This is a genomic window from Allobosea sp. LjRoot90, assembly GCF_964254315.1.
Lineage (GTDB): Bacteria > Pseudomonadota > Alphaproteobacteria > Rhizobiales > Beijerinckiaceae > Allobosea.
Genome location: NZ_CAXUTF020000006.1, coordinates 121,170 through 132,820 on the forward strand (window position 1 = coordinate 121,170; position 11,651 = coordinate 132,820).

12 protein-coding genes are annotated in these 11,651 nt (G+C 66.3%); 6 read left to right on the forward strand and 6 right to left on the reverse strand.

Translation table 11 applies throughout. The features are described from left to right. Positions 1–4: 4 nt before the first annotated feature. Together ACSQ3M_RS21220 and ACSQ3M_RS21225 are read right to left on the reverse strand one after the other, a co-directional pair. Positions 5–706: a nucleotidyltransferase family protein gene (locus tag ACSQ3M_RS21220; protein ID WP_436152255.1), complete on the reverse strand. Its 702-nt coding sequence runs from the start codon at positions 704–706 to the stop codon at positions 5–7. A 348-nt stretch (positions 707–1,054) separates the two neighbouring features. After that, entirely contained in the window at positions 1,055–1,720 is a 666-nt protein-coding gene (locus ACSQ3M_RS21225; RefSeq protein ID WP_436152058.1) for a nitroreductase family protein, read from the reverse strand. Between the two features lie 82 nt (positions 1,721–1,802). On the opposite strand from ACSQ3M_RS21225, the gene polA reads away from it, so the two are divergent. The 5 genes from polA (at position 1,803) to ACSQ3M_RS21250 (ending at position 8,436) form a co-directional block, all read left to right on the forward strand. Beyond that, the gene (gene polA, locus ACSQ3M_RS21230; RefSeq protein ID WP_436152059.1) at positions 1,803–4,832 is read left to right on the forward strand and encodes a DNA polymerase I; all 3,030 of its coding nucleotides are present in this window, start codon (positions 1,803–1,805) and stop codon (positions 4,830–4,832) included. A gap of 96 nt (positions 4,833–4,928) precedes the next feature. After that, positions 4,929–6,098: an AI-2E family transporter gene (locus ACSQ3M_RS21235; RefSeq protein WP_436152060.1), complete on the forward strand. Its 1,170-nt coding sequence runs from the start codon at positions 4,929–4,931 to the stop codon at positions 6,096–6,098. A gap of 61 nt (positions 6,099–6,159) precedes the next feature. Further along, a complete protein-coding gene (locus tag ACSQ3M_RS21240; protein ID WP_436152061.1) occupies positions 6,160–6,522 on the forward strand; it encodes a glycine zipper domain-containing protein in 363 nt (120 codons plus the stop codon). A gap of 4 nt (positions 6,523–6,526) precedes the next feature. After that, complete coding sequence (locus ACSQ3M_RS21245) at positions 6,527–6,943, forward strand: hypothetical protein (protein WP_436152062.1); 417 nt, start codon at positions 6,527–6,529, stop codon at positions 6,941–6,943. 152 nt (positions 6,944–7,095) lie between these two features. Next, complete coding sequence (locus tag ACSQ3M_RS21250; RefSeq protein ID WP_436152063.1) at positions 7,096–8,436, forward strand: sensor histidine kinase; 1,341 nt, start codon at positions 7,096–7,098, stop codon at positions 8,434–8,436. Between the two features lie 10 nt (positions 8,437–8,446). Here the strand turns inward: ACSQ3M_RS21250 and ACSQ3M_RS21255 are convergent, their stop codons facing one another. Beyond that, a complete protein-coding gene (locus ACSQ3M_RS21255) occupies positions 8,447–8,806 on the reverse strand; it encodes a response regulator (protein ID WP_436152064.1) in 360 nt (119 codons plus the stop codon). Between the two features lie 178 nt (positions 8,807–8,984). After that, positions 8,985–9,446, reverse strand: coding sequence for a DUF992 domain-containing protein (locus ACSQ3M_RS21260; RefSeq protein WP_436152065.1), 462 nt, complete (start codon positions 9,444–9,446; stop codon positions 8,985–8,987). 164 nt (positions 9,447–9,610) lie between these two features. Here ACSQ3M_RS21260 and ACSQ3M_RS21265 point away from each other — a divergent pair, with 164 nt between their 5' ends. Continuing rightward, positions 9,611–9,853 (forward strand): hypothetical protein, encoded by a 243-nt coding sequence (locus tag ACSQ3M_RS21265; RefSeq protein WP_436152066.1) that lies wholly within the window; start codon positions 9,611–9,613, stop codon positions 9,851–9,853. A gap of 13 nt (positions 9,854–9,866) precedes the next feature. Here ACSQ3M_RS21265 and ACSQ3M_RS21270 read toward each other — a convergent pair whose 3' ends face one another. Both ACSQ3M_RS21270 and ACSQ3M_RS21275 read right to left on the reverse strand, forming a co-directional pair. Beyond that, on the reverse strand, positions 9,867–10,664 hold the full coding sequence (locus ACSQ3M_RS21270) for an extensin-like domain-containing protein (protein ID WP_436152067.1): 798 nt from the start codon (positions 10,662–10,664) through the stop codon (positions 9,867–9,869). 152 nt (positions 10,665–10,816) lie between these two features. After that, positions 10,817–11,611 (reverse strand): response regulator, encoded by a 795-nt coding sequence (locus ACSQ3M_RS21275; RefSeq protein WP_436152068.1) that lies wholly within the window; start codon positions 11,609–11,611, stop codon positions 10,817–10,819. Positions 11,612–11,651 lie beyond the last annotated feature (40 nt).

Below are 11,651 nucleotides of genomic sequence, written 5' to 3' on the forward strand. Positions count from 1 at the left end.
CCCGTCAGCTGCCTTGATGGGCGGCGTAGGCCTGCTCCGCCAGCGGAATCGCCTCGGGCGTGCCGACATGCAGCCAGCGTCCGTCGAGCAGATGGCCGAAGAGGGTGCCCGTCGCGATTGTGCGATCGAACAGCAGATTGAGCGAGAACGGGCCTTCCGGCGTGTCGGCAAACAACTCCGGCTTGATGATCGCGACGCCGGCATAAACGTAAGGCGCACTCGCCGCCTTTCCGCGCCGCGTCAGCCTGCCGGCCTCGTCGCGGAAGAAGTCGCCGGCGCCGTCGAAGCCGACGCTGCTCTCGCGCTCGGCGAGCAGGAGCAGCATATCCATGCGCTCCGCATCCCAGGCAGCGGCCATGGCGGTGACATTGGGCACGCCGCGCTCGCTCCAGAGCGAATCCGAATTGACGTGGAAGAACGGCTCGGTGCCGAGCAGCGGCAGCGCCTTCTTCACGCCACCGCCGGTTTCGAGCAGCAGGGCGCGCTCGTCGGAAATGGTTATCTGCGGGCGGGCGCGCCCGGCGACGCGCGCCTCGATCTGCTCGGCGAGATAATGGACATTGACCACGGCATCCGCGACGCCGGCCTCGGCAAGCCGGTCGAGCGCATGGTCGAGCATGGTCTTGCCGGCGATCGCCACCAGCGGCTTCGGCAGCGTATCGGTGATCGGGCGCATGCGCTTGCCGAGCCCGGCGGCGAGCACCATGGCCCGGCGGATCGGCGGCGAACCGGTCTGAACCACTGAAGCGAATCTCCTGCCGGCCATATCGGCCTATCAGCCATGGCCGGCGCGATTGCTCAAGTGCGGCAGCTGGGATGGGTCCGCGGTTTGTCTTCTTCTGCGGATGGCTGATCGCCTTGGCTCCTCCCTTCCCCCTTGTGGGGAAGGGTTGGGGATGGGGGTGGTGCCGCCTGGCGATAGTCGGCAGGAAATGGGGTCCGGCAGCAGCGACGGTGCCATCAAGTCAGGCCGATCACTCCGGCTTTGCGACCCCCACCCCTGCCCCTCCCCACAAGGGGGAGGGGTTCTCCCGTCTCGCCTTTCATCAGAGGCTCACAGAAAGCTCGCGATCTCCTCGATGGGCTTCTTGCCTATCGCCGGGACGAGGCAATTCTCGGCGGGATAGCCGACGACGAGCAGGATCAGCGCCTTCTCATTGTCGGGCCGGCCGCAGAGCTCGTTGAGGAAGTTCATCGGCGCCGGCGTATGCGTCAGCGTCGCGAGACCCGCCTGGTGCAGCGAGGCGATCAGGAAGCCGGCGGCAATGCCGATCGATTCCGGCACGTAATAATGCTTCACCTTGCGGCCTTCCGCATCGTAGCCCCAGCGCTGGGCGAAGATCGCGATCAGCCAGGGCGCGGTATCGAGGAAGGGCTTGTGCTCGTCGGTGCCGAGATGGGCGAGCGCGCCCAGCCATTCCTCGCCGGCGCGGCCGGCATAGAAGACGCGCTCCTCTTCCTCGGCGCCCTCGCGGATCTTCCGCTTGAGTTCCGGATCGGAGATGCAGACGAAGGTCCAGGGCTGCTGGTTGGCGCCTGACGGCGCGGTTCCGGCGGTCGCGACCGCCGCCTCGATCACCTCGCGCGGCACCGGCTTGTCGGAATAGTCGCGCACGGTGCGGCGCTTGCGCATTGTTTCGAGGAATTCGAGCGCCCGCGCCTTCATCTCAGCCTCGGGCAGGCCCTCGAAGGCGAGCGGCATGGTGACATAGGCATTCATCACATTTCCTCCTGACAGCTTCTTGCGAGCCGGCCTGCTTGCACAATAGACCATCCCGGCGCGCAGCCCTATGGTCCCGGCCATGACGAACGACAGCCCCCAGCTCAAGCCCGGCGACCATCTCTTCCTGGTCGATGGCTCGAACTTCATCTTCCGCGCCTATTTCCAGTCGATCAACCAGGACCGGAAATACAATGCCCGCTCCGACGGGCTGCCTTCCGGCGCGGTCCGATTGTTCGCGACCAAGCTGTTCCAGTTCGTGCGCGAGGGCGTCCTCGGGGTGAAGCCGACCCATCTCGCCATCGTCTTCGACAAGAGCGAGAACTCCTTCCGCAAGGAGATCTACCCGGCCTACAAGGGCAATCGTTCCGACCCGCCGCCGGATCTGATTCCGCAATTTCCGCTGATGCGCGACGCCGTGCGCGCCTTCGGGCTGATCCCGGTCGAGCAGAATGTCTACGAGGCCGACGACCTGATCGCGACCTATGCCAGGCAGGCGCGCGAGGCCGGCGCCGACGTGCTGATCGTCTCGGCCGACAAGGATCTGATGCAGCTCGTGCGGCCGGGCGTCGCGATGTACGACCCGGCTTCGGGCGACGCCAAGAAGGGCGTCGGCTTCCGGCCGGAGCGGCGCATCGGCGAGCCCGAGGTGGTCGAGTATTTCGGCGTCACGCCGGACAAGGTCACCGATGTCCAGGCGCTGGCGGGCGATGCAACCGACAATGTCCCGGGCGCGCCCGGCATCGGCATCAAGACGGCGGCGCAATTGATCGGCGAATATGGCGACCTCGAAACGCTGTTGAAGCGCGCCGGCGAGATCAAACAGCCCAAGCGCCGGGAGACGCTGACCAATCCCGAGGTGATCGAGAAGGTCCGCATCTCGCATAAGCTCGTGACGCTGGTCGAGGACGTCGCGGTCGAAACGCCGCTCGGCGACCTCACGCTGAACCAGCCCGATCCGGCAAAACTCATCGCCTTCCTCAAGGCGATGGAGTTCACCACCATCACCAAGCGCGCGGCCGAGGCCTATGAGGCCGACGCCGCAGCAATCGATGCCGATCCCGATCTCGCCCCGGGCGGCGCCCGCGCCGCTGCGCTGAAGGCGCTCTATGCCGAGATCGATGCTCCGATCGCAGGGACGGGCGAGACCGCCACGGCTGTTCCCGTCGCGAACGGCGCCGTGCCGACGGCATCCGCTCCAGCCGATGGCTGGCTGCGGCCCTCCGATCTCGCCGCTGCCCGCAAGGACGCAGCGCTCGCGGTCAAGATCGATCACGCGGCTTACGAATGCGTGCGCACCCTCGCCGATCTCTCGCGTTGGATCGGCTGGGCTTATGAGGCGGGTTTCGTCGCGCTCGATACCGAGACCAACTCGCTCGACGTGATGCAGGCCGACCTGATCGGGATTTCGCTCGCGGTCGCACCGGGCAAGGCCTGCTATATCCCGCTGCAGCATCGCACCGGCGACGGTCTGTTCGATTCCGGCCTGCTCGAAGGCCAGATCCCTCTCGACCAGGCACTGGCCGAGCTGAAGCAGCTGCTTATCGATCCCGGCGTGCTGAAGATCGGCCAGAACCTCAAATACGACATCGCCGTGTTCAACCGGCACGGGCTCGACGTCGCGCCCTTCGACGACACCATGCTGGTCTCCTATGCGCTCGATGCCGGCAATGGCAGCCATGGTATGGACCGGCTCTCGGAGACCCATCTCGGCCACAAGCCGATCGCCTATTCGGAGGTCGCTGGCTCCGGCAAGAGCCAGGTCACCTTCGACAAGGTGCCGCTCGACCGGGCGACCGCCTATGCCGCCGAGGATGCCGACGTCACCTTGCGGCTCTGGCTCGCGCTGAAACCGCGGCTGGTATCCGAGCGCAAGACCACGATCTACGAGACGCTGGAACGCCCGCTCGTGCCGGTTCTGGTGCGGATGGAGCGTCGTGGCATTTCGATCGACCGCCAGATCCTGTCGCGGCTCTCGGGCGAGTTCGCCCAGTCGCTGGCGCGGCTGGAGGACGAGATCCACACGCTCGCCGGCGAGAAGTTCACGATCGGCAGCCCCAAGCAGCTCGGCGACATCCTGTTCGGCAAGATGGGCCTGTCCGGCGCCAAGAAGACCGCGACCGGACAATGGGCGACCGGCGCCGGCGTGCTCGAGGAGCTGGCCGAGCAGGGCCATGAGCTGCCGGCCCGCATCCTCGATTGGCGCCAGCTCGCCAAGCTGAAATCGACCTATACCGACTCGCTGCCAACTTACGTGAACCCGCAGACCCACCGGGTCCACACCTCCTATGCCCTGGCGGCGACGACGACCGGGCGGCTGTCGTCCTCCGAGCCGAACCTGCAGAACATCCCGATCCGCACCGAGGCCGGCCGCAAGATCAGGACCGCCTTCGTCGCCGAGAAGGGCCACAAGCTGGTCTCGGCCGACTACAGCCAGATCGAACTGCGCATCCTTGCCCATATCGCCGATATCCCGCAGCTCCGGCAGGCCTTCGCCGATAGCGTCGACATCCATGCGATGACGGCGTCCGAGATGTTCGGCGTCCCCGTCGCCGGCATGCCGAGCGAGGTGCGCCGGCGCGCCAAGGCGATCAATTTCGGCATCATCTACGGCATCTCGGCCTTCGGCCTCGCCAACCAGCTCGGCATCTCGCGCGAGGAAGCCAGCGCCTATATCCGCAAATACTTCGAACGCTTCCCCGGCATCCGCGACTATATGGACCAGGCCCGCACCACGGTGCGCGCCAAGGGCGCGGTCGAGACGATCTTCGGCCGCGTCTGCCATTTCCCGGCGGTCGCTTCGAAGAACCCGTCCGAGCGCGCCTTCGTCGAGCGCCAGGCGATCAACGCGCCAATCCAGGGCTCGGCCTCCGACATCATCCGCCGCGCCATGATCCGGATGGAAGACGCGCTCGCGGAAGCCAAGCTCGACGCGCGCATGCTGCTGCAAGTGCATGACGAACTCGTCTTCGAGGTGCCGGAGGCGCAGGTCGAGGCGGCGCTGCCGGTGATCCGCAGGGTGATGGTCGAGGCGCCGCAGCCGGCGGTCGCGCTCAGGGTGCCGCTCGTCGTCGATGCGCGCGCCGCTGACAACTGGGACGAGGCGCACTGAGAGCCAGCTTCAGACCTCCGGAACCTTCGCCGCAACCACCGCGTTGAGCAGGCGAAGTGCGCCGGGGGGCGCCATTTGCGCGCTGGATTCGCCGATATGCTCAACGCATCCGCCTGGAAGCCGTTTCCGCGCTACATGGCCGAGCCGGAGGTCGAGGAAACCTCCTCCAGCGAGATCACGCCGCAGGACCATGATCTCATCGTCCGCTACTGCATCGTCGGCATCTTCGTCATCCTCGCCACCGCCTCGCTCCACCTGACGCGCGTCATCGCGCTGCCGGTGACGGCCGGGGTGATCTTCGGCCTCGTGCTCGGCCCGCCGGTCGATTGGATGGTCCGGCGCGGCCTGCCGCAGCATCTCGCCGCGGCGCTGGTTGTCCTCTCCGGCGTGCTGCTGCTGCTGCTCTTGATCGGCACATTGACCGTGCCGATCGCCGCCTGGAGCGATCAATTTCCGAAGATGCTGTTTGCGCTGAAGCTCAAGCTCGTCGGCGTCTTCGCCTTCATGGAAGAGTTCAAGCGGATGGCCGGCGATATCGCCGGCGGTGACGGCGCCAAAGTCAGCGTTTCCGAGGGCAACCCTTTGGTCTCGATCGCGGTCTCCTCGACCGCTGCAGCTGGCGGGCTCCTGATCTTCGTCGCGACCGTCTATTTCTGGCTGGCGACGCGGCGCCATCTCAAGGCCCGCACCCTGCGGTTCTGCCTCGGCCGCGGCGCACGCAAATCGGCTGGCAGCTTCTTCCAAGAGATCGAGACCCGCACGGCCCGCTATTTCGGCCTGGTGACGCTGATCAACCTCGGCATGGGCGTGATCTCGATGGCGATCGCCTGGTGGGCGGGCCTGCCCTACCCGGTCTTCTGGGGGGCGCTGGCCTTCTTCCTGAATTATCTCGCTTTCATCGGGCCGATCATGGTCACGGTCGCGTTCTTCGCCGCCGGGCTGCTGTCGCCCTCCTCGCTGCTGGTCGCGGCCTGGCCAGCCATGGCCTACTTCGTCGTCCACCTCATCGAGGGCAATGCGGTGACGCCGGTCTTCGTAGGGCGGCGGCTGACGATCTCGCCCTTCCTGGTCTTCATCTCCTTCGTCTTCTGGCTCTGGCTGTGGGGCCCGGTTGGCGCGGTACTCTCGACACCGATCCTGCTCGTGGCTCTCGTCGCCCGCGAGGAGTTCGCCAACTATCGGAAAGCGCAGCAGGAGGCCGAACAGGCCGCGAGAGAGGCCGCGCCGGTCAGCGAGGCCGGAACTGCCCCGGCGCTCGTGCGTTGAACTTTGCGCCATGTCGGTACGCATGGCATCGTCACCATTCCAACACCAAGGGAGCCGTTTGATGGCCGCCACCAGCACCACTGCGAAGCGACAGGCCGCGGCCTCGGTCAAACGCGCCAAGGACGAAGTGGCTGACGCCGCCTCCGACACGACCGAGCGTGCCCGCCGCGCCGGCCGTCGCGTCAAGGACGAGGCCGAGGAGATCGAGGCCAGCCTGACGCGCGGAGCCGAAGACCTAGCCGCGACCGTCAGCAGCAAGCTGAAATCAGTTGGCGTCGATACCGACCGCATGGTCGAAATCGCCCGCGAGCAGGCTGGCGACCTGGAAGAGCTGATCATCCGTGAGATCCGCGAGCGGCCCTTGCGGGCGCTCGGACTGGCGGCCGCGGTCGGGCTGTTCGTCGGCTTCCTCTCGGCGCGCTAAGGCCATGCTGGGAGGGCTGACCGGTCTGGTCACGCGCGAGATCGGCGGCGCCGTCCGCCGCAACGTGACGGTTATCGTGCTCTATCTGCTGGCCAGCGTGCTCGCCGCTGCTGCGGTCGGTTATGCACTCAACGCGCTGCATACGGTGCTGACGCTGCATTACGGGGCGATCACCGCCAGCCTGTCGATCGCCGGCGGGCTGCTCGCTGCTTCGCTGCTCATGCTCGGGATCGCGCTTTATGTGAAGAGCCGGCCGCGCCCGGATCGACGCCTGGCTGCCGCCGTCGCGGCCGCCCCACTCGCCGCATCGCTGGTCGGCAGTCGCAAGCTCGGCTGGCGCGCAGGGCTCGTCGGCGGCGTCGTCCTGCTCGGGCTCATTCTGGGCCGGCAGTTTGCACAGGGCGATGACGCTGAAAAATAAGGCGTATCTGGCTTGAAGCGGCGGCCTTTATCGCGGCCGCTTCACTGCGACCTGTCTTTTTACCTTTGGCGATCGATCTTCAGCGTCTATTCAAGGCATTAATGAATGCCCAGCTGAAGCTCCGTCAACGCTGGCTGTTACCGGGACTCCCCTTGCTCGGTGCGCGCCTCTACACCGCATCCTCGGCGGCGATCGCGATCGCCGTGGTCACGGCTGCCGTGCTCATCGCCACCTGGATCAACATGCAGGCCGACGAGGCCTCGCGGCTGGTCGCGCGCTCGATTGACATCCGTGAACGCAGCGAACGCTTCCTCGGCAACCTGCTCGACGCGGAAACCGGGCAGCGTGGCTTCATGCTCGTCGGCGACGAGCATTATCTCGATCCCTACAATGAAAGACGGGCGGAGCTGCTGCCGAGCCTCGACCAGATCGAGCAGCTCGTGGCCTATAGCCCGACGCAGCTGGAGCGCCTCCAGCGTGCCCGCGCCATTACGACCAGGAAGCTCGGCGAAATGGCCGAGACGATCGCGCTGGTGCGGCGCGGTCAGCGCAGTGACGCCATCGCACTCGTCGCGCAGGGTACCGGAAACCGGCTCACCCAGGAGCTGCGCGAGGTCGTGAGCGCGATCCAGCTCGAAGAGAACCTTCGCCTGAACGCCAGCAGCCGCCGCGAGGCCCGGCGCCGCGTCCTGGCCAGCGTCGGCATCCTGGTCGCTCTCGCCGGTCTGTGCTTCGCGGCCTGGCTGCAATTGCGGGTTCGGCATCGCCGTGCCGTCTCGCTCTCCAGCTCGAACGCCGAGCTGGAGCGGAAGGTCAGCGAACGGACGCTCCAGCTTGAGAACGAACGGCTGCGCATCGAGGCGCTGTTGCGTGACGTCAATCATCGCGTCGGCAACAATCTGGCGATGGTCTCAGCACTCCTCAATGTCCAGAGCCGGCAGACGCGCGAGCCGGCGGTCAAGCAGGCGCTCGCCCAGGCGCAGTCCCGCATCCAGGCAATCGCGGCCGGGCAACGCCGCCTGCGGCTCGACATCGAGGCCGACGAGATCGAGGCCCAGCCCTATCTGGAAGACTTGCTGGCCGAGATCGGCAAGGCCGCGGAAGGCCGACCGATCGAGATCGAACTGGCGATGGATGCGATTCGACTGCCGGGCCGCGACGCCGTCTCCTTCGTCGTTGTCATCAACGAGCTGGTGACCAACGCGATCAAGCACGCCTTTCCAGATGGTGCTGCGGGAAAGATCACGATCCGCCTCGGCCGCACGCCCGAAGACGATCTGGTCCTCTCGGTCGAGGATGACGGCGTTGGAATGCCTGAGGATCAGGCGACGGCCGGGCTGGGCAAGTCGGTGATCAACGCCCTGTTGCGCAGCATGCGGGCGACAATGGAGGTCACACCACTCTCCTCGGACGCCGCCACGCCCCCCGGCACGCGCGTCGCCGTCACCTTCCCGAAACGGGAGCAGCTGGTCGAGGAGGAGGCTGCGGAGTAACCGGCCAGCCTCAGGCCTTGTTCACGACCTTGGAGACGAAGCGACCGAGTTCGCCGGCGGAGAAGGGCTTGCGCACGAAGCGGACGTCACGCAGCTCGGGCGGCACCTCGCTCGGCGCCGAGCCTGAAACGAACGCCAGCGGCGTTCCCCTGGCGCGCAGACTGGCGGCGAATGCGAAGGTCTTGCCGCCGATGACGTCGATGTCGAGCAGAGCACAGGAGAGCGGCAGATCGGCGGCGCGTCGCGCCTGCGACACCGATTCGACCACGATCAGCTCGGCAGCGTCGCCAAGCTCCTCGCTCACGGCGCTCTCGATATCCATCGCGATAAAGGGATCGTCCTCGACGATGAGGATCCTAATACCGGACATGAGCCCCAGATAACCTTCTAATTTCACGATACGCCCCAAGCTGATTTACCTGCTTGTGAGCTTCATGAACGCCTGCTCGATCAGCCTTGTTCCGCTCTGGGTCGGATTCTCCGCTGTAAACTCTTCAAATTCAATTCAAATTGGTTCAATATGGTTAGGAAAGTGTAAGTATCCGAGTTCAGCGCTTGCGCGGCGACTGGACCAGATTGAGCTCGAAGGCGGTGACGCCGAGCGCGACATTGGCACCGCGCTGCAGCGGCAGACTCCGGGGCACCAGCCGGACATCGTTGTCGACGCTGCCGGTCAGCGCGACCTCGCCCTGCTTGCGGGCATAGGGGCCGTTGAGGACGCCGAGCGGCGCACGCGCATAGGGACCGTAGACCCGCCAGGCGAGCAGGCTGCGCCCGACCGTCCTGGCGTCGAGCGCGAAGCCGCGAATCACACCCGAATAAGTCTGCAGGGGCCCGCGCCGCGGCCGGAAGCGGCAGTCGAGCGGCTTCTGGGTCGCGACGGCCTGCGCAAGCCCCGCGCCGATCGTGCAGGTCAGGCGCCCGGCCGGCGCACCGCTCTGCGCCAGGGCCGTAGCCGCGAAGAGGCTTGAGCCGGCGGCCAGGAGGGTCATACCTATCAAACGTCTCATTCACTCTCTCCTGCGCCCTGTCCCGGAAGCATCTCGCCCTCGACCCGGCCCGGTTCTACCATCCGCGCCGCGCCTCGAAACCGCACCAAAGCGCCCCAATCGCTCCATAGTTCCCAAATAATCCGGAACCTCAATCCGGTGCTTGCGTTGACGGGAACAGAACAGTGGACGCGCACATGCCAAAGCAAGGACGGACCTACCCGGTGCGGATATTCCCAACGCCTACCCTGGCGCGCGATCTTCCGCCATTCTGGGACCTCGAACAACTTCTGCGCGAGGGTTTCGATCATGATTCGGCGCTGGCGGAGCTCGCGCGCCGGCGTGAGAGCTGGTCGAGCGGCAAGTGCCCGCCGCCGGTGGCCGCGCAGTCCGACGTGCCGGACAGCATCTTCACGATCGTGTCATAGGGCCGAGCCGAGATCATTGGCAGAAGCGGCTCGACGCCGCCCTGCGCTGCTGAATATCGACATGCAGATGGTTGGCGTGGGCTGCGTCCGAGCCGGGGCCAAGGACCGTCATGAAAGCGCCGCAGGCCGATTGGCGCACCGCATCCAGGAAGCGTACCTGCTCCAGACCGTTGGGTCGCTCGACTGACACCGCCGTTCCGCCCTGCTTCTCATCGCCGATCTGGAAGGCAAAGATGTCGAGCGCCCGTCCCGTGGCGTGCTCGCTCAGCTGACCTTGCGTCTGGCGATTGCGCCTGCGGCACTCATGCCCACCGCCGACGCGAAGTGCCGTCAGCTCGCGCGTGAACGCCCCACGCGCCAGAGGTTGCAGGCTCGTGTCGAGCCAGAGCGAAACCGCACGCGCCAGCTCGCAGCTCACTGTCGGTGGGGGAAGCAGCCTGACCTGCGCCGGTCCCGACGGGCTGCGGACCGCAAGCGCTTCGACCACGACCGGATCGACCACCCGGCAATCCTCCGTTTCCGGTTTTGCGGCCGGCGTTGCCGGGCGAATCTGGTTTCCGACCACGCCGGTCAGAATCCGGAGGCAACCGCTGCCTTCTGTAACAGCGGCAGATTCGGCATTGACCGGCGCAGCTGGCGGCGCCGGAGTGGGTATCGGAGCTGCAGTCGGTAAAGAGGCGGGTCGCGGCGGGGGCAGAAGCGTGTTTGCCGGACGAGACTCACGGCCCCCGGCGAGACAGACGCCGGCAAGCCCGGCCACCGCGATCACGACTGCATAGCCGCCCTGCCTGACGAACGAGCGCTTTCGCATGCCGTCAGCCGACGGCCGCGAACATAACCGTCAGGGAGGCTGCGACAATCAGCGCTGCCAGCAGAGGCATGGACATGACCGATCTCCTTCGCACCGCCCGGGCCGGGGCAACGCGAGGGACGGCCGGTTTGTTCCCAGTCACCGGGCCTGTGTCAGGCGGCCTTGCGACCGGCGCGGCGGTCGAAGAACAGCGCCTGACTGATCGCAGCCTTCACGGCTTCGGGCTGGAACGGCTTGGTGATCAGGAAGGCCGGTTCCGGCCGATCCCCGGTCAGCAAGCGCTCCGGATAGGCAGTGATGAAAATCACCGGCACCTCGATCGCTTCGAGGATCTCATTGACCGCCTCAAGGCCGGAACTGCCATCCGCCAGCTGGATATCGGCAAGCACCAGGCCGGGCCGCTTCTTGGCAACCAGCGCGATCGCCTCGCGATGCGTCCTGGCGACACCGATGACCCTGTGGCCGAGCTCCTCGACCATGGTCTCGATGTCGAGGGCGATGATCGGCTCGTCCTCGATGATCAGCACGTCTGTGGCGACCTGCTCGGCGATTTCCTGGCCGGCGGACTGCACGAGACCGGCGGCGTCTCCCGTCGTGACATTCATGATCTGGGCGACCTCCTCGATCGGGAACCCTTCGACCGTCCGCAGCAGGAAGGCCTGGCGCGAGCGCGGCGTCAGCCCATCGAGATTGCGCTCTGCGGCAGAGCGTTCGGCCGCCGGCACCCCGGCCTGCGTGTTGAGCCCCACGGACGACCACATCTGCAGGAACAGACGGTAAAGGCCGACTCGAGGCTCGAACTCGCGTGGGAAGGTGCCGGGATCGGCGATCAGCGCTTCCAGCGTCGCAACGACATAGGCGTCGCCGCTCGCCTGGGTGCCGCTCAACGCCCGGGCGAAACGGCGCAAATAAGGCAAATGCGGCGCGATTTCAGTGGCGATCGACATCATGCTATCCCCCGAAGCCCGTTCCAATCAGCTTGCACTG

Bases quoted from the DNA above. Each gene is read 5' to 3' on its own strand.
- ACSQ3M_RS21270 (WP_436152067.1), bottom strand. From the start codon at position 10,664: ATGCGAAAGCGCTCGTTCGTCAGGCAGGGCGGCTATGCAGTCGTGATC.
- ACSQ3M_RS21275 (WP_436152068.1), bottom strand. From the start codon at position 11,611: ATGTCGATCGCCACTGAAATCGCGCCGCATTTGCCTTATTTGCGCCGT.
- ACSQ3M_RS21240 (WP_436152061.1), top strand. From the start codon at position 6,160: ATGGCCGCCACCAGCACCACTGCGAAGCGACAGGCCGCGGCCTCGGTC.
- ACSQ3M_RS21235 (WP_436152060.1), top strand. From the start codon at position 4,929: ATGCTCAACGCATCCGCCTGGAAGCCGTTTCCGCGCTACATGGCCGAG.
- ACSQ3M_RS21220 (WP_436152255.1), bottom strand. From the start codon at position 706: ATGGTGCTCGCCGCCGGGCTCGGCAAGCGCATGCGCCCGATCACCGAT.
- ACSQ3M_RS21260 (WP_436152065.1), bottom strand. From the start codon at position 9,446: ATGAGACGTTTGATAGGTATGACCCTCCTGGCCGCCGGCTCAAGCCTC.
- ACSQ3M_RS21225 (WP_436152058.1), bottom strand. From the start codon at position 1,720: ATGAATGCCTATGTCACCATGCCGCTCGCCTTCGAGGGCCTGCCCGAG.
- ACSQ3M_RS21245 (WP_436152062.1), top strand. From the start codon at position 6,527: ATGCTGGGAGGGCTGACCGGTCTGGTCACGCGCGAGATCGGCGGCGCC.
- polA (WP_436152059.1), top strand. From the start codon at position 1,803: ATGACGAACGACAGCCCCCAGCTCAAGCCCGGCGACCATCTCTTCCTG.
- ACSQ3M_RS21255 (WP_436152064.1), bottom strand. From the start codon at position 8,806: ATGTCCGGTATTAGGATCCTCATCGTCGAGGACGATCCCTTTATCGCG.